General features: G+C 71.8%; 25 protein-coding genes. 2 read left to right on the plus strand and 23 right to left on the minus strand.

The genetic code is table 11. The features are described from left to right. Positions 1 to 77: 77 nt before the first annotated feature. From metK to pyrR, 13 genes are all read right to left on the minus strand, one after another. Complete coding sequence (metK, locus tag IE109_RS22155) at positions 78 to 1,286, minus strand: methionine adenosyltransferase (RefSeq protein WP_189552771.1); 1,209 nt, start codon at positions 1,284 to 1,286, stop codon at positions 78 to 80. 242 nt (positions 1,287 to 1,528) lie between these two features. Further along, the gene (gene coaBC / locus IE109_RS22160) at positions 1,529 to 2,767 is read right to left on the minus strand and encodes a bifunctional phosphopantothenoylcysteine decarboxylase/phosphopantothenate--cysteine ligase CoaBC (protein ID WP_189552772.1); all 1,239 of its coding nucleotides are present in this window, start codon (positions 2,765 to 2,767) and stop codon (positions 1,529 to 1,531) included. A 115-nt stretch (positions 2,768 to 2,882) separates the two neighbouring features. Further along, positions 2,883 to 3,155, minus strand: a complete 273-nt coding sequence (rpoZ, locus tag IE109_RS22165; protein WP_005319902.1) for a DNA-directed RNA polymerase subunit omega — start codon at positions 3,153 to 3,155, stop codon at positions 2,883 to 2,885. Positions 3,156 to 3,195: 40 nt separating this feature from the next. After that, positions 3,196 to 3,789, minus strand: coding sequence for a guanylate kinase (gene gmk / locus IE109_RS22170; RefSeq protein WP_189552773.1), 594 nt, complete (start codon positions 3,787 to 3,789; stop codon positions 3,196 to 3,198). 38 nt (positions 3,790 to 3,827) lie between these two features. After that, complete coding sequence (locus tag IE109_RS22175) at positions 3,828 to 4,151, minus strand: integration host factor (RefSeq protein ID WP_064068014.1); 324 nt, start codon at positions 4,149 to 4,151, stop codon at positions 3,828 to 3,830. A gap of 410 nt (positions 4,152 to 4,561) precedes the next feature. After that, positions 4,562 to 5,413 carry an orotidine-5'-phosphate decarboxylase gene (pyrF, locus tag IE109_RS22180; protein WP_189552774.1) on the minus strand — a complete coding sequence of 284 codons (852 nt, stop codon included), beginning with the start codon at positions 5,411 to 5,413 and terminating at the stop codon, positions 4,562 to 4,564. Continuing rightward, entirely contained in the window at positions 5,410 to 6,513 is a 1,104-nt protein-coding gene (locus tag IE109_RS22185; RefSeq protein ID WP_189552775.1) for a quinone-dependent dihydroorotate dehydrogenase, read from the minus strand. Before IE109_RS22185 ends, pyrF begins: the two co-directional genes overlap by 4 nt. Positions 6,514 to 6,572: 59 nt before the next feature. Further along, positions 6,573 to 9,881, minus strand: coding sequence for a carbamoyl-phosphate synthase large subunit (gene carB, locus IE109_RS22190; RefSeq protein ID WP_189552776.1), 3,309 nt, complete (start codon positions 9,879 to 9,881; stop codon positions 6,573 to 6,575). Beyond that, on the minus strand, positions 9,874 to 11,013 hold the full coding sequence (gene carA, locus IE109_RS22195; RefSeq protein ID WP_189552777.1) for a glutamine-hydrolyzing carbamoyl-phosphate synthase small subunit: 1,140 nt from the start codon (positions 11,011 to 11,013) through the stop codon (positions 9,874 to 9,876). Before carA ends, carB begins: the two co-directional genes overlap by 8 nt. Further along, a complete protein-coding gene (locus IE109_RS22200) occupies positions 11,010 to 11,570 on the minus strand; it encodes a PH-like domain-containing protein (RefSeq protein ID WP_189552778.1) in 561 nt (186 codons plus the stop codon). The genes carA and IE109_RS22200 overlap by 4 nt, the downstream gene beginning before the upstream one ends. Beyond that, the gene (locus IE109_RS22205; RefSeq protein ID WP_189552779.1) at positions 11,567 to 12,853 is read right to left on the minus strand and encodes a dihydroorotase; all 1,287 of its coding nucleotides are present in this window, start codon (positions 12,851 to 12,853) and stop codon (positions 11,567 to 11,569) included. Before IE109_RS22205 ends, IE109_RS22200 begins: the two co-directional genes overlap by 4 nt. Before the next feature lie 2 nt (positions 12,854 to 12,855). Further along, on the minus strand, positions 12,856 to 13,836 hold the full coding sequence (locus IE109_RS22210; protein ID WP_189552780.1) for an aspartate carbamoyltransferase catalytic subunit: 981 nt from the start codon (positions 13,834 to 13,836) through the stop codon (positions 12,856 to 12,858). A 118-nt stretch (positions 13,837 to 13,954) separates the two neighbouring features. Continuing rightward, positions 13,955 to 14,542, minus strand: coding sequence for a bifunctional pyr operon transcriptional regulator/uracil phosphoribosyltransferase PyrR (pyrR, locus tag IE109_RS22215; RefSeq protein ID WP_189552781.1), 588 nt, complete (start codon positions 14,540 to 14,542; stop codon positions 13,955 to 13,957). Positions 14,543 to 14,738: 196 nt separating this feature from the next. Here pyrR and bldD point away from each other — a divergent pair, with 196 nt between their 5' ends. Beyond that, the gene (gene bldD / locus IE109_RS22220; protein ID WP_064068023.1) at positions 14,739 to 15,239 is read left to right on the plus strand and encodes a transcriptional regulator BldD; all 501 of its coding nucleotides are present in this window, start codon (positions 14,739 to 14,741) and stop codon (positions 15,237 to 15,239) included. Positions 15,240 to 15,449: 210 nt separating this feature from the next. Here bldD and nusB read toward each other — a convergent pair whose 3' ends face one another. Genes nusB through IE109_RS22235 form a run of 3 tightly spaced genes read right to left on the minus strand, consistent with a single transcriptional unit; the run spans position 15,450 to position 17,613 of the window. After that, positions 15,450 to 15,878, minus strand: coding sequence for a transcription antitermination factor NusB (gene nusB / locus IE109_RS22225; RefSeq protein ID WP_189552782.1), 429 nt, complete (start codon positions 15,876 to 15,878; stop codon positions 15,450 to 15,452). Between the two features lie 2 nt (positions 15,879 to 15,880). Next, complete coding sequence (gene efp / locus IE109_RS22230; protein WP_189552783.1) at positions 15,881 to 16,447, minus strand: elongation factor P; 567 nt, start codon at positions 16,445 to 16,447, stop codon at positions 15,881 to 15,883. A 59-nt stretch (positions 16,448 to 16,506) separates the two neighbouring features. Next, positions 16,507 to 17,613 (minus strand): aminopeptidase P family protein, encoded by a 1,107-nt coding sequence (locus IE109_RS22235; RefSeq protein WP_189552784.1) that lies wholly within the window; start codon positions 17,611 to 17,613, stop codon positions 16,507 to 16,509. 157 nt (positions 17,614 to 17,770) lie between these two features. Between IE109_RS22235 and IE109_RS22240 the strand changes: the two genes are divergently transcribed. Continuing rightward, positions 17,771 to 18,286, plus strand: a complete 516-nt coding sequence (locus IE109_RS22240) for a hemerythrin domain-containing protein (protein WP_189552785.1) — start codon at positions 17,771 to 17,773, stop codon at positions 18,284 to 18,286. Between the two features lie 297 nt (positions 18,287 to 18,583). On the opposite strand, the gene IE109_RS22245 is transcribed toward IE109_RS22240, so the two are convergent. From IE109_RS22245 to mltG, 7 genes are all read right to left on the minus strand, one after another. Next, on the minus strand, positions 18,584 to 19,435 hold the full coding sequence (locus IE109_RS22245; protein WP_189552786.1) for a Pro-rich N-terminal domain-containing protein: 852 nt from the start codon (positions 19,433 to 19,435) through the stop codon (positions 18,584 to 18,586). A 124-nt stretch (positions 19,436 to 19,559) separates the two neighbouring features. Further along, positions 19,560 to 20,024, minus strand: a complete 465-nt coding sequence (gene aroQ / locus IE109_RS22250) for a type II 3-dehydroquinate dehydratase (protein ID WP_189552787.1) — start codon at positions 20,022 to 20,024, stop codon at positions 19,560 to 19,562. Beyond that, positions 20,021 to 21,115 (minus strand): 3-dehydroquinate synthase, encoded by a 1,095-nt coding sequence (gene aroB, locus IE109_RS22255; protein ID WP_189552788.1) that lies wholly within the window; start codon positions 21,113 to 21,115, stop codon positions 20,021 to 20,023. The genes aroQ and aroB overlap by 4 nt, the downstream gene beginning before the upstream one ends. Continuing rightward, positions 21,112 to 21,627, minus strand: coding sequence for a shikimate kinase (locus IE109_RS22260; RefSeq protein ID WP_189552789.1), 516 nt, complete (start codon positions 21,625 to 21,627; stop codon positions 21,112 to 21,114). Before IE109_RS22260 ends, aroB begins: the two co-directional genes overlap by 4 nt. Further along, positions 21,624 to 22,808: a chorismate synthase gene (gene aroC / locus IE109_RS22265; protein ID WP_189552790.1), complete on the minus strand. Its 1,185-nt coding sequence runs from the start codon at positions 22,806 to 22,808 to the stop codon at positions 21,624 to 21,626. Before aroC ends, IE109_RS22260 begins: the two co-directional genes overlap by 4 nt. A 232-nt stretch (positions 22,809 to 23,040) precedes the next feature. After that, complete coding sequence (locus IE109_RS22270; RefSeq protein ID WP_189552791.1) at positions 23,041 to 23,889, minus strand: shikimate dehydrogenase; 849 nt, start codon at positions 23,887 to 23,889, stop codon at positions 23,041 to 23,043. Next, a complete protein-coding gene (gene mltG, locus IE109_RS22275) occupies positions 23,886 to 25,694 on the minus strand; it encodes an endolytic transglycosylase MltG (protein WP_189552792.1) in 1,809 nt (602 codons plus the stop codon). The genes IE109_RS22270 and mltG overlap by 4 nt, the downstream gene beginning before the upstream one ends. Between the last annotated feature and the right edge of the window lie 48 nt (positions 25,695 to 25,742).

Below are 25,742 nucleotides of genomic sequence, written 5' to 3' on the forward strand. Positions count from 1 at the left end.
GACGGGCGGGAAACGCCGGAGTCCGGCACCCCTGTCGGGGATGCCGGACTTCCGGTCGGTCGGGGGCCGTCGAAGGACTACAGCCCGGCCGCCTTGCGCAGGGCGTCCACGCGGTCGGTGCGCTCCCAGGTGAAGTCGGGGAGCTCGCGGCCGAAGTGGCCGTACGCCGCGGTCTGCGAGTAGATCGGGCGCAGCAGGTCGAGGTCGCGGATGATGGCGGCCGGGCGGAGGTCGAAGACCTCGCCGATCGCGTTCTCGATCCTCTCGACGTCGACCTTGGCGGTGCCGAAGGTCTCGACGAACAGGCCGACCGGCTCGGCCTTGCCGATCGCGTACGCGACCTGGACCTCGCAGCGCGAGGCGAGCCCGGCCGCGACGACGTTCTTGGCGACCCAGCGCATGGCGTAGGCGGCCGAGCGGTCGACCTTCGACGGGTCCTTGCCGGAGAAGGCGCCGCCGCCGTGGCGGGCCATGCCGCCGTACGTGTCGATGATGATCTTGCGGCCGGTCAGGCCGGCGTCGCCCATGGGGCCGCCGATCTCGAAGCGGCCGGTGGGGTTGACCAGCAGGCGGTAGCCCTCGGTGTCCAGCTTGATGCCGTCGTCCAGGAGGTGCTTGAGGACGTGCTCGACGACGAACTCGCGGATGTCGGGCGCCAGCAGCGACTCGAGGTCGATGTCCGAGGCGTGCTGCGAGGAGACGACGACCGTGTCGAGGCGGACGGCCTTGTCGCCGTCGTACTCGATGGTGACCTGCGTCTTGCCGTCGGGGCGCAGGTAGGGGATGGTGCCGTTCTTGCGCACCTCGGTGAGCCGCTTGGACAGCCGGTGGGCGAGGTGGATGGGCAGCGGCATCAGCTCGGGCGTCTCGTCCGACGCGTAGCCGAACATCAGGCCCTGGTCGCCGGCGCCCTGCTTGTCGAGCTCGTCCTCGTCGCCCTCGACGCGCTTCTCGTAGGCGGTGTCGACGCCCTGCGCGATGTCCGGCGACTGGGCGCCGATCGAGACCGAGACGCCGCAGGACGCGCCGTCGAAGCCCTTCTTCGAGGAGTCGTAGCCGATCTCCAGGATCTTGTTGCGCACGAGCGTGGGGATGTCGGCGTACGCCTTGGTCGTCACCTCGCCGGCCACGTGCACCAGACCGGTGGTGATCAGCGTTTCCACGGCGACGCGGGAGGTGGGGTCCTCCCGCAGCAGCGCATCGAGAATCGTGTCGCTGATCTGGTCAGCGATCTTGTCGGGGTGACCCTCGGTCACGGACTCCGAGGTGAAGAGACGACGGGACACAACGCTCCCTGGGTTTGCAGCGGCTGCTGGCTGATCATTTGCGGACCGGCAGGGGGCTGCGCCCCGCGTCGTTCCGAGGACAGTTTATCGGGCGCTCTCGGCCGTTGGACCAGGTGTCTCGCACGGTGGGAGCGTGATCGGCCACATCCGCCGTACAGGCGTGCGGAGGATCGGCTCGTACCGTGGGCCGGAACGCCGGTTTTCTTGGGGTTTGATCCGCCCAATGGGGCGAATTCAGAAATTCATCCCGATTTGTCCGAGTCGCCACCGGCCGTGGTGGTGAGCCGTCCGGCGACGAGGTCCCAGACCGTTTCGGCCAGGGCCTCCTTGGGCCCGTACGGCACGGGCGTCTCCACGCCGTCCGCGGCCAGCACCACGGCCTCGTTCTCCTCGGAGCCGAAGGTCTTGCGCTCCCCCACCTCGTTCACCACGAGCAGGTCGCAGCCCTTGCGGCGGAGCTTGTCCCGGCCATGGGCCAGCACGTCGTCCGTCTCGGCGGCGAAACCGACGACCACCTGCTCCGGACGCGCCCGCTCCGCCGAGATCTCGGCCAGGATGTCGGGGTTGCGCACCAGCGCGACGGGGGCCGGCTCCTGGCCGTCCTTCTTCTTGATCTTGCCCTCGGCGTACGCGGCCGGCCGGAAGTCCGCGACGGCCGCGGCCATCACCACGGCGTCCGCGTCGGCCGCCGCCTTGAGCACCGCCTCGCGCAGCTGCACGGCGGTGCCCACGTGGACGACGTCGACGCCCGCCGGGTCCGGCAGGCCGGTGTTGGCCTCGATCAGCGTCACCCGGGCGCCCCGCGCGGCGGCGGTCCGGGCCAGGGCGTATCCCTGCTTGCCGGAGGAACGGTTCCCCAGGTAGCGCACCGGGTCCAGCGGCTCGCGGGTGCCGCCGGCGCTCACCACGACGTGGCGGCCGGCGAGATCGGGCCGGGCGCCGGCGCCGCGGGCGAGCATCCTGCGGCAGATCTCGAAGATCTGGTCCGGATCGGGCAGCCGGCCCTTGCCGGTGTCGGCGCCGGTGAGGCGCCCCACGGCCGGCTCGATGACGACGGCGCCACGGCGCCGCAGGGTGGCGACGTTCTCCTGGGTGGCGGGGTGCTCCCACATCTCGGTGTGCATCGCGGGCGCGAAGACCACGGGACACCGGGCGGTGAGGAGGGTGTTGGTCAGCAGGTCGTCGGCGAGGCCGTGCGCGGCCTTCGCCAGCATGTCGGCGGTCGCCGGCGCGACGACCACGAGATCGGCGTGCTGCCCGATGCGGACGTGCGGGACCTCGTGGACGTCCGTCCAGACCTCGGTCGAGACGGGGTGGCCCGACAGGGCGGACCAGGTGGCCGCGCCGACGAAGTGCAGGGCCGACGCGGTCGGCACGACCCGTACGTCGTGGCCGGACTCGGTGAGCCGCCGCAGCAGCTCGCACGCCTTGTAGGCGGCGATGCCACCGCTGACCCCGAGGACGACCTTCGGCTTGTCCACTCAACGCCTCCCGGCTCCGTGACCCGTACGAGTCGTACGGGTCGTCCGACTCCATGACACACCACAGGCCCGGCGGAGTGTCCACCGGGCCTGTCGTGATTCGTGCAGGGGGCGCCTACTGGGCCGGGCCCTCGATGGCCTCGGAGGTCAGCAGACCCGCGTTGATCTCACGCAGGGCGATCGACAGCGGCTTCTCGTGGACGTGGGTGTCCACCAGCGGACCGACGTACTCCAGCAGGCCCTCACCGAGCTGCGAGTAGTACGCGTTGATCTGGCGCGCACGCTTGGCCGCGTAGATCACGAGGCTGTACTTCGAGTCAGTGGCCTCGAGCAGCTCATCGATCGGCGGGTTGATGATGCCCTCGGGCGCGGTGATGGAAGAGGACACGCTCTACCTTCCGAAAAACTTCTGGAAAATGGGACAAAGATCAAACAACTTGCATCAAGGCTAGCAGCTCACGGGCCACGTCCTCGACGGAGGTGTTGACCAGGGTGGTGTCGAACTCGGACTCCGCCGCGAGCTCGGTCTTGGCCGCCTCGAGGCGCCGCTCGATGACGTCCGGCGGCTCGGTGCCCCGCCCGGTCAGCCGGCGCACCAGCTCGTCCCAGCTCGGCGGGGCCAGGAAGACCAGCTGGGCCTCCGGCATCGACTCGCGGACCAGTCGCGCGCCCTGGAGGTCGATCTCCAGCAGCACGGGCTCGCCAGCTTCGAGCCGCTCCAGCACCGCGCGGCGCGGGGTGCCGTAGCGGTTGCCGGCGAACTCGGCCCACTCCAGCAGCTCGCCGTTGGCGACCAGCTTGTCGAACTCGTCGTCGGCGACGAAGTGGTACTGCACGCCGTCCCGCTCGCCGGGTCGCGGCTTGCGGGTGGTGGCGGACACCGACAACCAGACCTCGGGGTGGACCTTGCGCATATGAGCGACGACCGTGCTCTTGCCGACCCCGGAGGGGCCGGAGAGCACGGTCAGTCGCGGACGTACGTCCGGGGGCTCGGGGGCGGTCCCCCGGGATGTTGCAGCCATGGGGCGATTATTCCAGGTTTACTCCAGTGCCCCGGACGTCAGGCCCCGGTGCTGCCGAACTCGCGCTCCAGGGAGGCGATCTGGTTGGAGCCGAGACCCCGCACACGGCGGCTCTCGGAGATGCCGAGCCGCTCCATGATCTGCTTGGCGCGGACCTTGCCCACGCCCGGCAGGGACTCCAGGAGGGCGGAGACCTTCATCTTGCCGATGACCTCGTTCTCCTGGCCCTGCTTGATGACCTCCTGGAGCGAGGCGCCGGAGTGCTTGAGTCGATTCTTGACCTCGGCCCGCTCCCGGCGAGCCGCGGCGGCCTTTTCGAGCGCGGCTGCGCGCTGTTCAGGGGTAAGGGGCGGAAGAGCCACGCCTACGTCACCTCGGATGTCGAACTGTCGGATACGGACCGGTGAGGAACCTAGTCGGCCCACACCAGGGGAGCAACGAGCAACGCAGTGCACGTTGGCTCTGCGTCGGAGACTAGCGGCCAAGGCCGCCAGAGTCAGCGAGAACGAAGGAAAAGTCCTGGTCAGGATCGATCTACCCAGACATTCGGGACATAAGGACACGGTTTTGCGCGCAGATTCCGGCCGCGGGGAGTGCGGGGCGGCCGAACGTGACCCATGTCACGTCCCGAACGCGGGAACCCACGGTCACGCGGGGGTGACCGTGGGCTTCCACGGCGGTGCCGACGGGCGGGCGCCGGGCGGGGCGGGGCGGGCGTCCGCCGGGCGGGCGACACCGGCGCGCGGCGCGGGGCGCCGGACGGGGGTGGGCGTCAGGCGCCGATCGCCGCCCGCACCTCGTCCGCGTACCGCTCCGCCGACGCGCGCAGCGCCGCCGTGTCGGGACCGTGCCGCAGCACGCCCCGGCTGACGCTCGGCACGACGTTGCGCACGGCCTCGCCGAAGACGGCCGGCAGGTCGGCCGGGGTCGCGCCCTGGGCGCCGATGCCGGGCGCGAGCAGCGGGCCGTTGATGTCCAGGTCGAAGGAGGAGAGGTCGCCGAGCGTGGCGCCCACGACCGCGCCGAACGACCCGAGCGGGGCCTCGCCCGCGTTGTCGGCGGCCAGGTGCGCCAGCACGGTCGCGGCGACGGTCCGCCCGGCCGGGTCCTCGGCGCGGACCGCGCGCTGCACCTCCGCGCCCTCCGGGTTGGAGGTGAGGGCGAGGACGAACAGGCCGCAGCCGCTCTCGCGCGCCAGGTCGACGGCCGGCTTCAGGGAGCCGTACCCCAGGTACGGGGAGACGGTGAGCGCGTCGGCGAAGAGCGGCGCGTCCTTGCGCAGGAACGTCTCGGCGTACGCGCTCATGGTGGAGCCGATGTCGCCGCGCTTGGCGTCCATGACGACCAGGGCGCCCGCGTCCCGGAGGTCCGCGACGGCCCGCTCCAGGACGGCGATGCCGCGCGAGCCGAACCGCTCGAAGAAGGCGCTCTGCGGCTTGAAGACGGCCACCCGGCCGGCGAGGGCGTCGATCACCGTGCGCGTGAAGCGCTCCAGGCCCCGCACGTCGTCGTCCAGGCCCCAGGCGGACAGCAGGGCCTCGTGCGGGTCGATGCCGACGCACAGCGGACCACGGGCGTCCATGGCGTGCCTCAGACGGGCACCGAACGGTTCGAGCGGGCTCATACGGCGGCCTTTCGGGTGTCGGCGCCGACGGCCTCGGCGAGGGTGGCGTACGGGGAAGCGTTCAGCCGGGCGGCGAGGCCCTTGTGGATGCCGCGCGCGTAGAACGGCCCCTGGTAGACGAAGGCGCTGTAGCCCTGGATCAGGGTGGCGCCGGCCAGGATGCGCTGCCAGGCGTCCTCGGCGTTCTCGATGCCGCCGACACCGACCAGGGTGATGCGGTCGCCCACGCGCGCGTAGAGACGGCGCAGGACCTCCAGGGAGCGTTCCTTGAGCGGCGCCCCGGACAGCCCGCCGGTCTCGGCGGTGAGGTGCGCGGGGGACGTCAGGCCCTCGCGGGCGATGGTGGTGTTGGTGGCGATGATGCCGTCCAGGCCCAGCTCGACGGCCAGGTCGGCGACCGCGTCGACGTCCTCGTCGGCCAGATCTGGCGCGATCTTGACGAGCAGCGGGACGCGGCGGTCGGTGACCGTGCGGTCGGCGGCCTCGCGGACGGCCGTCAGCAGGGGCCTGAGGGACTTTGTGGCCTGGAGGTTGCGCAGCCCCGGGGTGTTGGGCGAGGAGACGTTGACGACCAGGTAGTCGGCGTGGCGGGCGAGCCGCTCGGTCGACTTCACGTAGTCGGCGGCGGCCTCGGCCTCCGGGACGACCTTGGTCTTGCCGATGTTGACGCCCACGACCGTCCTGAAGACCGGCACGCGCGCGTGGAGGCGCTCCGCGACGGCCGCCGAGCCGTCGTTGTTGAAGCCCATGCGGTTGATCAGGGCGCGGTCCGCGACGAGGCGGAAGAGGCGCTTCCTGGGGTTGCCGGGCTGCGGCTCGCCCGTGACCGTACCGATCTCGACGTGGTCGAAGCCGAGCATCGCCATGCCGTCGATGGCGACGGCGTTCTTGTCGAAGCCCGCGGCCAGGCCGAAGGGGCCGTGCATCCGCAGACCGAGGGCCTCGGTGCGCAGCTCCTGGTGGCGGGGTGCGAGGGCGGCGGCGAGGAAGGTGCGCAGCACGGGGACGCGGGCGGCGAGGCGGATCCAGCGGAAGGCCAGGTGGTGCGCCTGCTCGGGGTCCATGCGGGTGAACAACAGCCGGAAGAAGAGCTTGTACATGGTGGTGGTGTCCTCATGAGGAGGGGGACACCGCTGGACGGTGTCCCCCTCGTGGGCTGCTAGTCGCGGGCCGCGATCAGGTGCTGTGCGTGTTCCTGGAGGGAACGGACGCCGACTCCGCCGTGGTTCAGCGCGTCGATGCCCTGGACGGCGGCGGCGAGCGCCTGGACCGTCGTCAGGCACGGGACGCCGCGCGCCACGGCCGCGGTGCGGATCTCGTAGCCGTCGAGGCGGCCACCCGTGCCGTACGGGGTGTTGACGATGAGGTCGACCTCGCCGTCGTGGATGAGGCGGACGATGGTCTTCTCGCCGCCGGGGCCCTCGCCCTCGGACTGCTTGCGCACCACGGTGGCGTTGATGCCGTTGCGCTTGAGGACCTCGGCGGTGCCGGAGGTGGCCAGCAGCTCGAAGCCGTGGGCGACCAGCTCGCGCGCCGGGAAGATCATCGAGCGCTTGTCGCGGTTGGCGACCGAGATGAACGCGCGGCCCTTGGTGGGCAGCGGGCCGTAGGCACCGGCCTGCGACTTGGCGTACGCGGTGCCGAAGACCGCGTCGATGCCCATGACCTCGCCGGTGGAGCGCATCTCCGGGCCGAGGACGGTGTCCACGCCGCGGCCGTGCACGTCGCGGAAGCGCGACCACGGCATCACGGCCTCCTTGACGGAGATCGGCGCGTCCAGCGGCAGGGTGCCGCCGTCGCCGTTCCTCGGCAGCAGGCCCTCGGCGCGGAGTTCGGCGATGGTGGCGCCGAGCGAGATGCGGGCGGCGGCCTTGGCCAGCGGCACGGCGGTCGCCTTGGAGGTGAAGGGGACGGTCCGGGAGGCACGGGGGTTGGCCTCCAGCACGTACAGGATGTCCCCGGCCATGGCGAACTGGATGTTGATCAGGCCGCGGACGCCGACGCCCTTGGCGATGGCCTCGGTGGAGGCGCGCAGCCGCTTGATGTCGAAGCCGCCGAGGGTGATCGGGGGCAGGGCGCACGCCGAGTCGCCGGAGTGGATGCCGGCCTCCTCGATGTGCTCCATGACGCCGCCGAGGTAGAGCTCGGTGCCGTCGTACAGGGCGTCGACGTCGATCTCGATGGCGTCGTCGAGGAACCGGTCGACCAGGACCGGGCGGGTCGGGGAGATCTCGGTGGACTCGGCGATGTACGCCTCCAGGCGCGCCTCGTCGTAGACGATCTCCATACCGCGGCCGCCGAGCACGTACGAGGGGCGTACGAGGACGGGGTAGCCGATCTCGTCGGCGATGGCCTTGGCGCCGGCGAAGGTGGTCGCCGTGCCGTGCTTGGGAGCGGGCAGCCCGGCCTCGGCGAGGACCTGGCCGAAGGCGCCGCGGTCCTCGGCGGCGTGGATGGCCTCCGGCGGGGTGCCGACGACCGGCACGCCGTTGTCCTTGAGCGCCTGGGCGAGGCCCAGCGGGGTCTGGCCGCCGAGCTGGACGACGACACCCGCCACGGGGCCGGCGAGGGTCTCGGCGTGGACGATCTCCAGCACGTCCTCGAGCGTCAGCGGCTCGAAGTACAGGCGGTGTGAGGTGTCGTAGTCGGTCGAGACCGTCTCGGGGTTGCAGTTGACCATCACGGTCTCGTAGCCCGCGTCGCTCAGGGCGAAGGAGGCGTGGACGCAGGAGTAGTCGAACTCGATGCCCTGGCCGATGCGGTTGGGGCCGGAGCCCAGGATGATCACCGCGGGCCTCTCGCGCGGCGCGACCTCGCTCTCCTCGTCGTACGAGGAGTAGAAGTACGGGGTCTTCGCGGCGAACTCGGCGGCACAGGTGTCGACCGTCTTGTAGACCGGGCGGACGCCGAGGGCGTGCCGGACCTCGCGGACGACGTCCTCGCGCAGGCCGCGGATCTCGGCGATCTGGGCGTCGGAGAAGCCGTGGCGCTTGGCGTCGGCGAGCAGCTCGGGGCCGAGCTTCTCGGCGGCGGCCAGCTCGTCGGCGATCTCCTTGATCAGGAACAGCTGGTCGACGAACCAGGGGTCGATCTTCGTGAAGTCGAAGACCTCCCGCGGGGTCGCGCCGGCGCGGATGGCCTGCATGACGGTGTTGATACGGCCGTCGGTGGGGCGCACGGCCGCGCGCAGCAGCTCGTCCTTGTCGCCGGGCTCGCCGGTGAAGGCGAACTGGCTGCCCTTCTTCTCCAGCGAGCGCAGTGCCTTCTGGAGGGCCTCGGTGAAGTTCCGGCCGATGGCCATGGCCTCGCCGACCGACTTCATGGTCGTGGTCAGCGTGGAGTCGGCTGACGGGAACTTCTCGAAGGCGAAGCGGGGCGCCTTGACGACGACGTAGTCGAGGGTCGGCTCGAAGGAGGCCGGCGTCTTCTCCGTGATGTCGTTGGGGATTTCGTCCAGCGTGTAGCCGACGGCGAGCCGGGCGGCGATCTTCGCGATCGGGAAGCCGGTGGCCTTCGAGGCGAGTGCGGAGGAGCGGGAGACGCGGGGGTTCATCTCGATGACGATGACCCGGCCGTCCTCGGGGTTGACCGCGAACTGGATGTTGCAGCCGCCGGTGTCGACGCCGACCTCGCGGATGATCGCGATGCCGACGTCGCGGAGGATCTGGTACTCGCGGTCGGTGAGCGTCATCGCCGGGGCGACGGTGATGGAGTCACCGGTGTGCACGCCCATCGGGTCGAAGTTCTCGATGGAGCAGACGACCACGACGTTGTCGTGCTTGTCGCGCATCAGCTCCAGCTCGTACTCCTTCCAGCCGAGGATGGACTCCTCCAGGAGCACCTCGGTGGTGGGAGACAGGGTCAGGCCCTGGCCGGCGATGCGGCGCAGCTCCTCCTCGTCGTGGGCGAAGCCGGAGCCGGCGCCGCCCATGGTGAAGGAGGGGCGGACGACGACCGGGTAGCCGCCGAGGGTCTCGACGCCCTTGAGGACGTCGTCCATGGAGTGGCAGATCACCGAGCGGGCGGACTCGCCGTGGCCGATCTTGGCGCGGACGGCCTCCACGACGCCCTTGAACAGGTCGCGGTCCTCGCCCTTGTGGATCGCCTCGACGTTGGCGCCGATGAGCTCCACGCCGTACTTCTCCAGCACACCCTGCTCGTGCATCGAGATGGCGGTGTTGAGCGCGGTCTGGCCGCCGAGGGTGGGCAGGAGCGCGTCGGGGCGCTCCTTGGCGATGATCTTCTCCACGAACTCGGGGGTGATCGGCTCGACGTAGGTGGCGTCGGCGATCTCCGGGTCGGTCATGATCGTCGCCGGGTTGGAGTTCACCAGGATGACCCGCAGGCCCTCGGACTTGAGGACGCGGCACGCCTGGGTGCCGGAGTAGTCGAACTCGGCGGCCTGGCCGATGACGATCGGGCCGGAGCCGATGACCAGGACGGACTGGATATCGGTGCGCTTAGGCACGCTCGGCCTCCATCAGGGATACGAAGCGGTCGAAGAGGTACGCGGCGTCGTGCGGGCCGGCGGCCGCCTCGGGGTGGTACTGGACGCTGAAGGCCGGCTGGTCGAGCAGCTGGAGGCCCTCCACCACGTTGTCGTTGAGGCAGACGTGGGAGACCTCGGCGCGGCCGTAGGGGGTGTCGGACACCGTGTCGAGGGGGGCGTCGACGGCGAAGCCGTGGTTGTGCGCGGTGACCTCGACCTTGCCGGTCGTACGGTCCTGCACGGGCTGGTTGATGCCGCGGTGGCCGTACTTCAGCTTGTAGGTGCCGAAGCCCAGCGCGCGGCCCAGGATCTGGTTGCCGAAGCAGATGCCGAACAGGGGCGTCCCGCGCTCCAGGACGGCCCGCATGACGGAGACGGGGCCGTCGGCGGTGGCGGGGTCGCCGGGGCCGTTGGAGAAGAACACGCCGTCGGGGTCAACGGCGTATACGTCGTCCGCGGTGGCGGTGGCCGGCAGCACGTGCACCTCGATGCCGCGCTCGGCCATCCGGTGCGGGGTCATGCCCTTGATGCCGAGGTCGACGGCGGCGACGGTGAACTTCTTCTCGCCGATGGCGGGGACGACGTACGCCTCCTTCGTCGCCACCTCGGCGGCCAGGTCCGCGCCCTCCATCCGGGGCGCGTCCTGGACCCTGGCCAGCAGGGACGCGTCGTCCGCGATCGCCTCGCCGGAGAAGATGCCGACGCGCATGGCGCCGCGCTCACGCAGGTGGCGGGTGAGGGCGCGGGTGTCGATGCCGCTGATGCCGACGACTCCCTGGGCGGCCAGTTCGTCGTCGAGGGTGCGGCGGGAGCGCCAGCTGGACGGGACGCGTGCGGGGTCGCGGACGACGTAGCCGGAGACCCAGATCTTCTTGGACTCGGGGTCCTCGTCGTTGACGCCGGTGTTGCCGACGTGGGGGGCGGTCATCACGACGACCTGGCGGTGGTACGACGGGTCGGTCAGGGTCTCCTGGTAGCCGGTCATGCCGGTGGAGAAGACTGCCTCGCCGAAGGTCTCCCCCACGGCCCCGTAGGCACGGCCGCGGAAGGTGCGGCCGTCCTCCAGGACGAGTACGGCGGGAACCTTGGTTCCCCGGGTGGAGGTGGTCATCGTGCGGTGCCTTCCGTCGTAGTGATCATGGTGTTGAGGGTCTCGACCCAGGTGGTGTGCTCCGCCGCGCGGTCGGAGCGGAAGCCGGAGTCGATCAGGGTGTCGCCGTGCTCCCAGGTGACGACCAGCAGGCCGCCCTCGGTGAGGACCTTGCCCGCGATGCCCTTGTCGAGCCGGGCTCCGCGCAGCCGGCCGGCCGGGACGAAGAAGTCACGCGCCCCGGGGCGTACGACATCCAGGCCCTGGTCGGTGAGCGTCAGCTCGGCGCGGCTGCGGGCACCCAGGCCGTGGGCGACGATCCGGTCGAGCCACTGCCCGGCGGTGGTGGACCCGTGGTAGCGGCCGCTCATCGTCAGTCTCGCTCCACCGGGCGCGTCCGGCGCGGTGGGCAGGTCCGGCAGGCCGGACTGGAGGCTGCCGCGCCAGGTCCACCCCTGGCGCATCAGCCAGTAGACGAGGGCGATGAGGAGCAGCAGTCCGGCGACCCAGCCGAGCCGGGCGGCCCAGTCGGTCACCTCGGCGGACTTCTGCTCCGCGGCCAGTTCGAAGAGTGTCACGCCAGCTTCCCGTCCATGAGCGTCGCCCGGCCCCGCAGGAAGGTGTGGGTGACGCGCCCCGGCAGCTCGCGGCCCTCGTAGGGCGTGTTGCGGCTGCGGGAGGCGAAGCCCGCGGGGTCCACGGCTCCACGGTATGCCGGATCGACCAGGGTGAGGTTGGCGGGCTCACCAGCCGAGACGGGGCGGCCGTGGCCGGTGGCGCGGCCGATCCGCGCGGGCGCGAACGACATGCGGTCGGCGACGCCGGCCCAGTCCAGCAGGCCGGTCTCGACCATCGTGTGCTGGACGACGGACAGCGCGGTCTCCAGGCCGACCATGCCCATGGCGGCGGCTGCCCACTCGCAGTCCTTGTCCTCGTGCGGGTGCGGGGCGTGGTCGGTGGCGACGATGTCGATCGTGCCGTCGGCCAGCGCCTCGCGCAGCGCCATGACGTCGCGCTCGGTGCGCAGCGGCGGGTTGACCTTGTAGACCGGGTTGTACGAGCGGACCAGCTCGTCGGTCAGGAGGAGGTGGTGCGGGGTGACCTCGGCGGTGACGTCGATGCCCCGCGACTTGGCCCAGCGCACGATCTCCACGGACCCGGCGGTCGACAGGTGGCAGATGTGGACGCGGGAGCCGACGTGCTCGGCGAGCAGCACGTCACGGGCGATGATCGACTCCTCCGCGACGGCCGGCCAGCCGCCCAGGCCCAGCTCGGCGGAGACGACGCCCTCGTTCATCTGGGCGCCCTCGGTGAGGCGGGGCTCCTGGGCGTGCTGGGCGACGACACCGCCGAAGGCCTTCACGTACTCCAGGGCGCGGCGCATGATCACCGCGTCGTCGACGCACTTGCCGTCGTCGGAGAAGACGGTGACGCCGGCCGCGGACTCGTGCATGGCGCCCAGCTCGGCGAGCTTCCTGCCCTCCAGCCCGACCGTGACGGCGCCGATGGGCTGCACGTCGCAGTAGCCGTGCTCCTGGCCGAGCCGGTAGACCTGCTCGACGACACCGGCGGTGTCGGCGACCGGGAAGGTGTTGGCCATGGCGAACACGGCCGTGTAGCCGCCGCCGGCGGCCGCCCGGGTGCCGGTGAGGACCGTCTCGGAGTCCTCGCGGCCCGGCTCGCGCAGGTGGGTGTGGAGGTCGACCAGACCCGGGAGGAGAATCCTTCCCTCGGCCTCGATGACGGTGGCGCCGCCGGCGCTCAGGCCGGTGCCGACCGCCTCGATGGTCTCGCCGTCGATCAGGACGTCCTGGGCCTCGCCGCCGAGTACCTTCGCACCACGGATAAGGATCTTGCTCATGCTTACTTGCTCTCCTCGGTACGGGTCTGGCTGACGGCGGACTCGTTGCCGCCCAGAAGCAGGTAGAGGACGGCCATGCGGATCGAGACGCCGTTGGCGACCTGCTCGACGACCGTGCAGCGGCCGGAGTCGGCGACCTCGGCGGTGATCTCCATGCCGCGCACCATCGGGCCGGGGTGCATCACGATGGCGTGCTCGGGCATCTTCGCCATGCGGTCGCCGTCGAGGCCGTAGCGGCGGGAGTACTCGCGCTCGGTGGGGAAGAACGCGGCGTTCATGCGCTCGCGCTGGACGCGCAGCATCATCACGGCGTCGGACTTCGGCAGGGTGCTGTCGAGGTCGTACGACACCTCGCAGGGCCAGTTCCCGACGCCGACCGGGACGAGGGTGGGAGGGGCGACGAGGGTGACCTCGGCGCCGAGGGTGTGCAGCAGGTCGACGTTGGAGCGGGCGACCCGGCTGTGCAGGACGTCGCCGACGATGGTGATCCGCTTGCCCGCCAGGTCCTGGCCGAGCCCGGCGTCCCGGCCGACCAGCCGGCGGCGCATGGTGAAGGCGTCCAGCAGCGCCTGCGTGGGGTGCTGGTGGGTGCCGTCACCGGCGTTGATGACGGCGGCGTCGATCCAGCCGGAGGTCGCCAGCCGGTACGGAGCGCCGGAGGCGCCGTGCCGGATGACGACGGCGTCGACGCCCATGGCCTCCAGGGTCTGCGCGGTGTCCTTGAGGGACTCGCCCTTGGACACCGAGGAGCCCTTGGCGCTGAAGTTGATGACGTCGGCGGAGAGGCGCTTCTCGGCGGCCTCGAAGGAGATGCGGGTGCGGGTCGAGTCCTCGAAGAAGAGGTTGACGACGGTGCGGCCGCGCAGGGTGGGCAGCTTCTTGATCGGCCGGTCGGCGACCCGGGCCATCTCCTCGGCGGTGTCGAGGATGAGGACGGCGTCGTCGCGGGTGAGGTCGGCGGCCGAGATGAGGTGACGCATCATCTTGGGGTGTTTCTCCGGTTTTGTGGAGGCAGAGGGCCGAGTGGGGACCTGTGCGGGACAGGCCCGACGGGCGTGCGGGCGCGCGGCGGCACGCCGTACGAGGGGTCGTACGGAGGTGCTACCGCTCGCCGGCCGGAGCGGTGGGGGCGGTCTCCCGCACACCGAGCAGCACGGTGTCGCGACCGTCCTCCTCGGAGAGCAGGACCTTGACCGTCTCCCGCAGCGACGTGGGGAGGTTCTTGCCGACGTAGTCGGCACGGATCGGGAGTTCGCGGTGGCCCCGGTCGACGAGGACCGCGAGCTGGACGGCGCGCGGGCGGCCGATGTCGCCGAGCGCGTCGAGGGCGGCGCGGATGGTGCGGCCGGAGAACAGCACGTCGTCGACGAGGACGACCAGGCGGCCGTCGATGCCGTCGCCGGGGATCTCGGTGCGGGCGAGCGCGCGGGCGGGCCGCATCCGCAGATCGTCCCGGTACATGGTGATGTCGAGCGAGCCGACCGGTGTCGTGCGGCCGGTGATCTGCTCGAGCTTGTCGGCCAGGCGGCGGGCGAGGAAGACGCCACGCGTGGGAATGCCGAGGAGTACCACGTCGTCGGCGCCCTTGGCGCGCTCGACGATCTCGTGGGCGATACGGGTCAGTACCCGTGCGATGTCGGGGCCCTCGAGGACGGGGCGCGCGGCATCGGACTGCGAAATGGCGTCCATGGAAACGGACCTCCTTCTCCGCCTCACGGGACGGACCTTAAAGGACGTCGGATTTGCGCCACCCACGGTACCAGGGCCGGAGAGCCGCCCGTGTCCGGGGTGGTGAACACCGTCGGTACGGACCATTCGGCTTGACGCAGCCAAGTAACGCTGCGTAACCTCACAGTGAGTTACCAGCCTTCGTCCCGGGAGCTATATGTCCAGCGAATACGCAAAACAGCTCGGGGCCAAGCTCCGTGCCATCCGCACCCAGCAGGGCCTCTCCCTCCACGGTGTGGAAGAGAAGTCCCAGGGCCGCTGGAAGGCCGTGGTGGTCGGTTCGTACGAGCGCGGTGACCGTGCCGTGACCGTGCAGCGCCTCGCCGAGCTGGCCGACTTCTACGGCGTCCCGGTGCAGGAGCTGCTGCCGGGCACCACGCCGGGCGGAGCCGCCGAGCCGCCGCCGAAGCTCGTCCTGGACCTGGAGCGCCTGGCGCACGTCCCCGCGGAGAAGGCGGGCCCGCTGCAGCGCTACGCGGCGACGATCCAGTCGCAGCGCGGTGACTACAACGGCAAGGTGCTGTCCATCCGCCAGGACGACCTGCGCACCCTAGCCGTGATCTACGACCAGTCGCCCTCGGTGCTGACCGAGCAGCTGATCAGCTGGGGCGTGCTGGACGCGGACGCGCGCCGCGCGGTGGCGCACGAAGAGGCCTGACAGCCGGACCCACTACAGCAGAAACGTTGCCGCCGGGTGCGGGGGGCCTTCGGGCGCCCCACCGCCCCGGCGGCTCTCTTGTGCCCGGGCTCCGGGACCCGTCCTCCGCACCTCACGCCGAGAGGACCCGGCCCCGTGCCGGCACGTCGCACGCCGAAGGGCCCGCCGCGCGAGTGCGCTGCGGGCCCTTCGGGCGGAACGGGTCGCGGGTCAGTCCCGGCGGAGCCTCGGCTTGAGGTCCTTGAAGCGGGCCAGCAGGCCGTTGACGAACGACGGCGACTCGTCGGTGGAGAACTCCTTGGCGAGCTGCACCGCCTCGTCGATCACCACGGCGTCCGGCGTGCCGTCCACCCAGACCAGCTCGTACGCGCCGAGGCGCAGGATGTTGCGGTCGACGACCGGCATCCGGTCGAGCGCCCAGCCCTCCGCGTAGGTGGCGATGAGCTCGTCGATCCGGCCGGCGTACTGCGCGTACCCCTCGATGAGCTCCATCGTGTACTCGCCGACCGGCGGCTGCCGGTCGTCGGACCGGGCGTGCCGGACCCAGTCCGCGAGGACCTCCTGCGCGGGCACCCCGCGCTGGTCGGCCTCGAAGAGGATCTGGAAGGCGCGCTTACGGGCCTTGTTCCGGGCAGCCACGGTTAGCTGTTCACCCGGCCGAGGTAGTCGCTCGTGCGGGTGTCGACCTTGATCTTCTCACCGGTGGTGATGAAGAGCGGGACCTGGATCTGGTGGCCGGTCTCCAGGATGGCCGGCTTGGTGCCGCCGGTGGAGCGGTCGCCCTGGACGCCCGGCTCGGTCTCCTGGATGGTCAGCTCGACGGCGGCCGGCAGCTCGACGTAGAGCACCTCGCCCTCGTGCGTGGCGACGGTGGCGGTGAAGCCCTCGATCAGGAAGTTCGCGGCGTCGCCGACGGCCGCGCGGGAGACGTGCAGCTGGTCGTACGTCTGCATGTCCATGAAGACGAAGTACTCGCCGTCCATGTACGAGAACTGCATGTCGCGGCGGTCGACGGTGGCCGTCTCGACCTTCACCCCGGCGTTGAACGTCTTGTCGACGATCTTGCCGGAGAGCACGTTCTTGAGCTTGGTGCGCACGAAGGCGGGGCCCTTGCCGGGCTTGACGTGCTGGAACTCGACCACGGACCAGAGCTGGTCGTTGTCGAGCTTGAGCACCATGCCGTTCTTGAGGTCGTTCGTGGAAGCCACGGTTGCGGAATCTCCTGGACTGACGCTGGTGGACGACCGAGGCGTGGTGCGTCACGCGCTTACAGCGCGAGCAGCTCCTTGGTCGTGATGGTGAGTAGCTCGGGTCCGCCGTCCGCCTCCTGGCGTACGACGAGCGTGTCATCGATCCGGACACCGCCCCGGCCCGGGAGGTGGACCCCCGGTTCGACGGTGACCGGCACACAAGCGTCCAGTTTACCCATGGCGCCGGGTGCCAACTGCGGGTCCTCCTCGATTTCCAGCCCCACACCGTGCCCGAGGACGGGCGCGACGCACTCCCCGTACCCGGCGCCCTCCAGGATCTGGCGGGCCGCGCGGTCGACGTCCCCGTACGCCCTGCCGGGGCTGAGCGACTCGCGGGCGGCCCGCTGAGCGGCGAAGACGAGGTCGTACAGCTCGATCTGCCAGTCCGCGGGCGAGGTGCCGATGACGAACGTCCGGCCGATCTCGCAGCGGTAGCCCCGGTAGTTGGCACCCAGGCAGACGGAGAGGAAATCGCCTTCCTCCACCCGGCGGTCGGAGGGCCGGTGGCCACCGCGGCCCGCGTTGGGGCCCGTCGCCACGGAAGTGGCGAACGCCGGACCGTCGGCGCCGTGGTCCACCAGCCGGCGCTCCAGTTCGAGGGCGAGATGGCGCTCGGTACGTCCGACGAGGATGGACTCCAGGAGCTCGCCGAGCGCCTGGTCGGTGATCTCCGCCGCGATCCGCAGGCAGGTGATCTCGTCCTCGTCCTTGACGATTCGTTCCTGCTCGACGGCGGTGCCGAGGTCCGCCAGGCGCACCTGAGGAGCGGCCGAACCCATCGCCCGGTGGCGGGCCACGCTCAGGTGGTGCTCCTCGACGGCGAGCACGTCGGCTCCCTGTCCGCGGGCGAGGTCGACCGCCGCGACCGCGGGGTCGGTCCCGGCCCCGGGCAGCACGACGAGCCGCAGCCGCTCGTCGAGACGGCCCTCCACGGGGTCACCGGTCGGCGTGCGGGGGCACAGCAGGGCGTCGTCGCCGGCGCCCAGCAGCAGGACGGCACCCGGGGGCGCGCCGCCCGCGAGATACCGGACATTGGCGGGGCGGGAGACCAGGGCCGCCGCAGAGCCGGACGCCGCGCACCGGTCGCGCAGCCGCCCTCGGCGGTCCGCAAACACCTCTGACATGCCCCGAGCCTACGAGCGCCGGCGCCGCTCGGCAGGTCGGGCGGGACCGACCGGGGCGCCGGTGGCCCCGCACGGCGGACGGAACCCGGTACTGGGTGGCGGAATCCGGGGTATCCGGCGAACCGGACACATTGTTCACGGTTCGAAGGAGTCGCCCATGCCGGCCAGCACTGCCACCAAGACCAACGACGTCGTCGAGCTGATCCTGCGCGACCACCGCAAGATGGAGGAGCTGTTCCGGACGATGCGGAACGTCGAGGCCGACCGGGCCGGGGCGCTCCAGGAGTTCTCCGCGCTGCTGGTGGCACACGCCGCGGCGGAGGAGAGCGAGGTCTACCCCGCGCTGCGGCGTTACAAGAACGTGGACGACGAGGACGTCGAGCACAGCTTGCACGAGCACGAGGAGGGCAACGAGGCCCTCCTGGCGCTGCTCGAAGTCGAGGACGTCGGCTCCGAGGAGTGGGACGAGAAGCTCGAGGAGCTCGTCACGGCGGTGAACCACCACGCGGACGAGGAGGAGCGGACCCTCCTCAACGACGCGCGCGAGAACGTCTCGGACGAGCGTCGCGCCGAGCTGGGCGCGGCCTTCCGGAAGGCCCGCGCCGAGCAGCTGGAGGCCGACTGCGGCCGGCTGGAGAACGTGCGCCGGCTGGTGGAGTCGTCCTCCGACTGAGCGCGGCCGGCGACGGGGCGAACCGCCCGGACGGGTCCGTCCGGGCGGTTCGCCTTTTCCCGTGCGCCGGGCGGGACGCCTCGTGCCGGACCGGCCCGGCGCGGGGCGGCTCCATGGACTCGGCCGCTCCGGCCCGGCCCGGCGGGCGCGAGGCGGGTCGCCGGTCGGCGCGGCCGGGGCCCGTGGAAGCCGGCCGGCGCGGCCGGCGGGCCCCCCGGGCCGGTGGGGCCCGGGCGGCGAACCGGCCGGCGGGCGCCCCGGGCCGGGCCGGCGCGCGAGGGGCCCGGCACGAGGCGACTAGAAGGCCGGCGGGCTGGCTATGGCGCGGGCGAGGACGTCGTCCAGGACGCGGGCGGTGGTCTCCACGTCGTACGTGGAGTTGTCGATGATCGGCAGGCCCGAGCCGTACCACCCGGCCATCCGGCCGTGGATGCCGGCGACCTCCTCGTCCGACAGGCGGCGGTTGCCGGTGCGCTCGGCGTTGCGCTCCAGGACGATCTCCAGGCCCGGGAGGAGCACCACGGGGAGCAGGCCGGGTCCGACGTGCCGCTTCCAGCCGCCGAGGCCGACCACCGGTCGGTCGGGGAAGACGGCGTCGTCGAGGATGCAGGAGATGCCGTTGGCGAGGAAGTTCCGCGCGGCGAAGCCGCAGGTGCGGCGGGCCAGGCGGTACTGGGCCTCGGACCGGTCGTTCCAGCCGTCCTGGGGGTCGGCGAAGCCTGCGCAGACCCATTCGCGCACGTCGTCCAGGCTGATGTGCGCGGTCGGGACGCGTCGGTTGTGCGCCCAGTGACGCGCCACGGTCGTCTTGCCCGCACCGGCCGGGCCGATGAGCAGGACGGCCAGGGTGGCTGTCCCCGTGCCGGTGCCGTGGCCGGCGGGCGGCGGGGCCGGGGCGGCGACCGGCGCGCCGGGCGGGAGGTGGACATGGCCCGTGGTGTCGGCCGGCGGCGCGGGGGGTGCGGCCCAGCCCGGGGCGGGCGGGTGCGCCGGGGCGGTCCCCGGCGGAGGCCCGTCCATGGGCGGGGCGGGCGGCCCCTGGGGCGGCGGCGGGCCCGGGTGGTGGGCGGCGGCCTGGGTCGTCCATCCGGTGGCTGCGTGCCCCGGCTGGTGGGGCGGCGGCAGCGGAGCCCCCACTGCGTGCTGCATCCGGTGCCACTCCGTCTCGTGCGACTGACGCTGGTCGGGCGCCCGTTCGGGTCGCCCGTTACCGAACCGTACCCTCCCCGGCCGCTGTTGGGTGAAACGGCCGGGGACGGTGGGACGTGCCCGGTCAGTCGGAGGGTCCGCCGCCGGGTTCGCCGGCCAGCTCGTCGGCGAGGGCGCGCAGGGCGAGGCGGTAGGACCCGATGCCGAAGCCCGCGACGGTACCCGTGGCGACGGCCGCCACCACGGAGGTGTGCCGGAACTCCTCACGCGCGTACGGGTTGGAGATGTGCACCTCGATGAGGGGGGCGGTCCGCTGGGCGGCCGCGTCCCTCATCCCGTACGAGTAGTGGGTGAAGGCACCGGGGTTGATGACCACCGGGAGGGAGCCGTCGGCCGCCTCGTGCAGCCAGCGGATCAGCTCGCCCTCGTCGTTCGTCTCGCGTACGTCGACGTCGAAGCCCAGCTCCTCGCCGAGCGCCTTGCAGGTGTCCACCAGCCCGGCGTACGACGTCGCGCCGTACACGTCGGGCTCCCGCGAGCCGAGGCGGCCGAGGTTGGGGCCGTTGAGGACGAGCACCCTGCGGGTCATGCGGAGACCTCGCCGTACGCGGCGACGAGGACCGCCGGGTCCGGGCCCTCCAGGACCGTCGGCCTGGCCAGTCCGTCGAGGACGATGAACCGCAGCAGGTCGCCGCGGGACTTCTTGTCGACCTTCATGGTCTCCAGGAGCTTGGGCCACTGATCGCCGCGGTACGTGAGGGGCAGGCCGACGGACTCCAGGACGGCGCGGTGCCGGTCGGCGGTGGCGTCGTCGAGCCGGCCGGCCAGCCGGCCCAGTTCGGCGGCGAAGACCATGCCGACGGACACGGCGGCGCCGTGGCGCCACTTGTAGCGCTCGTTCTTCTCGATGGCGTGGGCGAGGGTGTGGCCGTAGTTGAGGATCTCGCGCGGGCCGGACTCCTTGAGGTCGGACGAGACGACCTCCGCCTTCACCCGGATCGAGCGCTCGATGAGCTCGGCGGTGTGCGGGCCCCCGGGCGTCCGGGCCGCGGCCGGGTCCGCCTCGATCAGGTCCAGGATCACCGGGTCGGCGATGAAGCCGGCCTTGATGATCTCGGCCAGACCGCTGACGTAGTCGTGGACGGGCAGCGAGTCCAGCGCGGCGAGGTCGCACAGGACACCGGCCGGCGGGTGGAAGGCGCCGACGAGGTTCTTGCCCTCGGCGGTGTTGATGCCGGTCTTCCCGCCGACGGCCGCGTCGACCATCGCCAGGACGGTGGTGGGCACCGCGACCCAGCGCACGCCGCGCAGCCACGTCGCCGCCACGAAACCGGCGAGGTCGGTGGTGGCGCCGCCGCCCACGCCGACGATGACGTCGGTACGGGTGAAGCCGGTCTGGCCGAGCGCCTTCCAGCAGTACGCCGCGACCTCGGCCGTCTTGGCCTCCTCGGCGTTCGGCACCTGGACGGCGACCGCCTCGTACCCCTGGTCGGCGAGGTCGGCGCGGAGCGCCTCACCGGTCTCGGCGAGCGCCTCCGGGTGGATCACGGCGACGCGCTTGGCCTTCGGGCCGATGATGCCGGCGAGCTCGCCGAGCAGCTGCCGGCCGACCAGCACCTCGTACGGGTCGGTGCCGGCCGTGCCGCCGACCTGGATACGGGTCACTGCTTGGTCAGTCACTTCTGAAGCTCCAGTGCGTCGAGGACCGCCTCGGCGACCTCTTCGGGGGTCTTGTCGTCGGTGGCCACGACCACCCGGGCGACTTCGGTGTACAGGTGGCGCCGGGCCTCCATCAGCTCGCGCCACTGGCGGCGCGGGTTGACGGCGAGCAGCGGGCGGGCGGTGTTCAGGCCGACGCGGCGGACCGCCTCCTCGACGTCCATCGACAGGTAGACGACCGGCCGCCCGGCGAGCAGCTCGCGGGTGCCGGCGTCGAGGACGGCGCCGCCGCCGAGCGCGAGGACACCGGTGTGCCCGGCGACCGCGGCCCGGACGGCCTCGCGTTCGAGGGCGCGGAAGTGCTCCTCGCCGTCCTCGATGAAGATGTCGGAGATCTCGCGTCCCTCGGCGGCCACGATGTCCGCGTCCGTGTCCCGGTAGGGCGCGCCCAGCCGCTCGGCGAGCAGCGCGCCCACGGTGGACTTGCCGGAGCCCATGGGCCCGACCAGGACGATCAGCGGGCCGTCGCTCACCGGATGTGGAGGTTGTCGAGGTACGAGCGGACGTTGCGGCGGGTCTCCGTCACGCTGTCGCCGCCGAACTTCTCCGCGACGGCGTCCGCGAGGACGAGGGCCACCATGGCCTCGGCGACGATGCCGGCGGCCGGGACCGCGCAGACGTCGGAGCGCTGGTGGTGCGCGGCGGCGGCCTCGCCGGTGACGACGTCGACGGTCTTCAGCGCCCGGGGCACGGTCGCGATGGGCTTCATGGCGGCGCGGACGCGCAGCAGCTCGCCCGTGGTGAGCCCGCCCTCCGTGCCGCCGGAGCGGCCCGAGGTGCGCCTGATGCCCTCGTCGGTGGCGACGATCTCGTCGTGCGCCTGGGAGCCGGGCACCCGGGCCAGGTCGAATCCGTCGCCGACCTCGACGCCCTTGATGGCCTGGATGCCCATGAGGGCGGCGGCCAGGCGGGCGTCCAGCCGCCGGTCCCAGTGGACATGGGAGCCGAGGCCCACGGGCACGTCGTAGGCGAGGACCTCGACGACGCCGCCGAGGGTGTCGCCGTCCTTGTGGGCCTGGTCGATCTCGGCGACCATCGCCTTCGACGCGTCCGCGTCCAGGCAGCGCACCGGGTCGGCGTCCAGCTTCTCGACGTCGGCCGGGGTGGGGTACACGCCGTACGGCGCCTTGGCCGCGGCCAGCTCGACGACGTGGGACACGATCTCGATGCCGGCCGTCTCCCTGAGGTACGAGCGGGCGACGGCGCCCAGTGCGACGCGGGCGGCGGTCTCGCGGGCGCTGGCCCGCTCCAGCACCGGCCGGGCCTCGTCGAAGCCGTACTTCTGCATGCCGGCGAGGTCGGCGTGACCGGGCCGCGGGCGGGTCAGCGGGGCGTTGCGGGCCAGCTCGGCCAGCTCGGCCGGGTCGACCGGGTCGGCCGCCATGACCTTCTCCCACTTGGGCCACTCGGTGTTGCCGACCATCACGGCCACCGGCGAGCCCATGGTGAGGCCGTGGCGTACGCCGCCGAGGAAGGTCACCTCGTCGCGTTCGAACTTCATGCGCGCACCGCGCCCATAGCCGAGGCGCCGACGGGCCAGGTGGTCCGCCACCATCTCCGTGGTGATCGGGACACCGGCGGGAAGACCCTCCAGCGTCGCCACCAGTGCGGGGCCGTGCGACTCCCCCGCGGTCAGCCAGCGCAACCTGCTCAACGGTGCTCCTCATGCTCGCGCCTCGACTGCGACGGCGCGACCGGGTGCGCGGCCCTGGCCCGCCTCCCCCGATCCTCCCATGTCCGCGCCCCGTGCCGGTGTCCGGTCCAGAACGCGGACGCCCTGTCCGTCAGGCGGACAGACCAGGGGTGCGCCGGGCGGACGGGCAGGGGCGGCCCGGACCCGGCGCGAAAGCCGGTCGCGGCCCCGGAGCCGGCGCCGGCGGAGATGGTCAGGAGTGCGCGGGCGAGGATTGTCCGGCGGCGAGGGCGCGCTCCCCGGCGGCCCTCATCGCCGCCATGGGCGCGGGTGCCCGGCCGGTCATCCGCTCCACCTGGAGGACGGCCTGGTGGACGAGCAGGTCGAGCCCGCCCACGACGCCGCCGCCGCGCGCCGACCAGGCGGCCGCCAGGGCGGTGGGCCACGGGTCGTACAGCACGTCGAACAGGGTGCCGGGCCGGTCGGGGACCTCGGCCGCGAGCGCGTCGGTCGTCCCCGCCGGCGTGGTGGCGACGACGAGCGGCGCCCGCAGCCCCTCGGCGGCCCGCTCCCAGCCCGCGGTGCGGACCGGGACCCCGAGCCGCTCGCCCCAGCCGCGCATCTCCTCGGCGCGCGCCTCGCTGCGTACGTACGCGGTGACCGGCCCCGTGCACACCCGGGACAGGGCGGCGAGCGCGGAGGACGCGGTGGCGCCCGCGCCGAGTACGGCGGCGCTGTCCACCTTCTCCACGCCCCGCTCGCGCAGCGCGGCGATCATGCCGGGGATGTCGGTGTTGTCGCCGACGCGGCGGCCCTCCTCGGTGAGGACGACCGTGTTCACCGCCTCGACCGAGGAGGCCGTCTCGGTGACCTCGTCGAGCAGCGGGATGACCGCACGCTTGAGTGGCATGGTCAGCGACAGCCCGGCCCAGGAGGCGTCCAGCCCCTCCAGGAAGGCCGGGAGCCGCGCCTCGTCCACCTCGTACCTGTCGTACGACCAGCCGGAGAGACCGAGTTCCGCGTAGGCCGCCCGGTGCAGGACCGGGGAGAGCGAGTGGGCGATCGGCGACCCGAGGACGGCGGCGCGCTTCACGGTGCTCACTGGCCGGAGTTCTCCCGTTCCTTTTCGTACTGCTCCACGTTCCGGTTGTGTTCCTCGTTGGTCACCGAGAACACCGTCTTGTCCTCGTTGATGGAAACGAAGTAGTACCAGGGTCCGGGCGTCGGATTCAGCGCGGACTTGATGGCGTCGACACCGGGATTGCTGATCGGACCGGGCGTGAGGCCCTTGATGTCGTAAGTGTTGTACGGGTCGTCGATCTTCCGCAGATCCGCCACCGTACCGACGTCGAGGGTGCTTTCGTCCTTGATGTAGTTGATGGTGGAGTCGAATTCGAGCCGCCCGACCGTCTCGATGTTGTTCGGCTTGAGGCGGTTGTAGACGACGCGGGACACCTTGTCGAAGTCGTGCTTGTACTTGCCTTCGACCTGCACCATGCTCGCGACGGTCAGGAGCTCCCAAGGGCCCCGCAGGCCGAGCGACTTGGCCTTCGTCTCCATGTCGAGCCGACCGTATTCGGCGTTCGCCCGGGCGACCATCTTCTTGAGGACGTCCTCCGGCTTCGCGCCCTTCGCCACCGGATAACTGGCCGGGAAGAGGAATCCTTCCAGCGGGTCCTTCAGGTCGGGATGGCCGGTGGCCCAGGTCGGCAGACCGAGGGTGCTCGCCTTCGCCTTGGCGACGGATTCCGTCGTTCCCGGTTTCAGCTCCAGCTTCTTGTCGATCTGCGCGTAGATGTACGCGCTCCGCTTTCCCTCGGGAATGGTGAGCGCGTTCCGGTTCTCCGGATCGAGCATCGCCTCGACGGCACTCGCGGCGGACATGCCCTTCCTGAGCGTGTAGACGCCGTCCTGGATGCTCTTGCCGTTCGGGTTCTTCTCCTGCGCGGAGACGAACGCTCCCTGGCTCTTGACCACGCCGCTCTCGACGAGCAGGGCGGCGATCTCGTACCCGCCGGCGCCCTTGGGGATCTCGACCTGGACGGTCTCGTTCGTCCCGTCGCCGGCGAAGTCGGGGGCCTCGCCGAACCGGCCCTGCCAGAACTGGTAGCCGAAGTAGGCGACGCCGCTCGCGCCGCCCGCCAGGACCAGGGCGACGACCAGACAGGCCAGTCCGTTGCGGCTCTTTTTCTTCTTCTGCTTGCCGCCCCGGCGGCCCTGGCCCCCGCCGCGCCTGGACGCGGCCGGCTCGTCGTCGCCATCGCCGTCGTCGGGGTCGCCGTCCGAGAAGAAGGGGTGGCTCTCCTCCTCCGGCTCCTCGCGCGGCGGGTCCTGCTCCAGCCGCGGCTCGGTCTCGGACCGCCGCCTGCCCGGGGGCTGCGGCGGCGGGTACGCCTCGGGGGTTCCGTACAGGTCGGGGCCCTGGGCGCCGTACGGGTCGGCGGGGGCGTGCGCCCCGTAGGGCATGGCCGCCTGCTGACCGGTGTCCCAGGTGCCGTTGTCGTACGGCTGTCCGGCGTAGGTCGGCTGGGGGTAACCCTGATGGGGCGGGACCTGGTGATGGCCGGACCGGGCCTCGGGCTCCTGCCCGGCCTGGTGCTGCTGGTCACCGTAGCCCTGCTGGTCACCGTGACCGTGCTGGTCAGCATGACCCTGCTGGTCACCGTAGCCCTGCTGGTCACCGTGACCGTGCTGGTCAGCATGACCCTGCTGGTCGCCGTAGCCCTGCTGCGACTGCTGCTGGTACGGGTCCTGCTGGTACGGGTCCTGCTGGTTCCCGTACTGCGCCTGCTGCCCGTACTGCGTCTGCTGGTGGTAGGCCTGCTGACCTTCCCACCCCTGGTGCCCGTGCGCCGGGTCCTCGGGGTGCCACGGTTCGGAGCCGGGGCCCCGGCCATACTCAGTCATCGATCCCCAAACAGCCGCGAGGCGTCCGGACGATCCGCCTCTACGTCG

Source organism: Streptomyces lavendofoliae (genome assembly GCF_014649735.1).
Classification (GTDB): Bacteria; Actinomycetota; Actinomycetes; order Streptomycetales; family Streptomycetaceae; genus Streptomyces; species Streptomyces lavendofoliae.

Excerpts from the sequence above, each read along its gene's own strand:
- IE109_RS22240 (WP_189552785.1), top strand. The coding sequence starts at position 17,771 with ATGCCGGCCAGCACTGCCACCAAGACCAACGACGTCGTCGAGCTGATC.
- IE109_RS22245 (WP_189552786.1), bottom strand. The coding sequence starts at position 19,435 with ATGCAGCACGCAGTGGGGGCTCCGCTGCCGCCGCCCCACCAGCCGGGG.
- bldD (WP_064068023.1), top strand. The coding sequence starts at position 14,739 with ATGTCCAGCGAATACGCAAAACAGCTCGGGGCCAAGCTCCGTGCCATC.
- IE109_RS22185 (WP_189552775.1), bottom strand. The coding sequence starts at position 6,513 with ATGTACAAGCTCTTCTTCCGGCTGTTGTTCACCCGCATGGACCCCGAG.
- pyrR (WP_189552781.1), bottom strand. The coding sequence starts at position 14,542 with ATGGACGCCATTTCGCAGTCCGATGCCGCGCGCCCCGTCCTCGAGGGC.
- pyrF (WP_189552774.1), bottom strand. The coding sequence starts at position 5,413 with ATGAGCCCGCTCGAACCGTTCGGTGCCCGTCTGAGGCACGCCATGGAC.
- gmk (WP_189552773.1), bottom strand. The coding sequence starts at position 3,789 with ATGGCTGCAACATCCCGGGGGACCGCCCCCGAGCCCCCGGACGTACGT.
- IE109_RS22210 (WP_189552780.1), bottom strand. The coding sequence starts at position 13,836 with ATGATGCGTCACCTCATCTCGGCCGCCGACCTCACCCGCGACGACGCC.
- IE109_RS22205 (WP_189552779.1), bottom strand. The coding sequence starts at position 12,853 with ATGAGCAAGATCCTTATCCGTGGTGCGAAGGTACTCGGCGGCGAGGCC.
- IE109_RS22235 (WP_189552784.1), bottom strand. The coding sequence starts at position 17,613 with ATGTCAGAGGTGTTTGCGGACCGCCGAGGGCGGCTGCGCGACCGGTGC.
- aroQ (WP_189552787.1), bottom strand. The coding sequence starts at position 20,024 with ATGACCCGCAGGGTGCTCGTCCTCAACGGCCCCAACCTCGGCCGCCTC.
- carA (WP_189552777.1), bottom strand. The coding sequence starts at position 11,013 with ATGACCACCTCCACCCGGGGAACCAAGGTTCCCGCCGTACTCGTCCTG.
- mltG (WP_189552792.1), bottom strand. The coding sequence starts at position 25,694 with ATGACTGAGTATGGCCGGGGCCCCGGCTCCGAACCGTGGCACCCCGAG.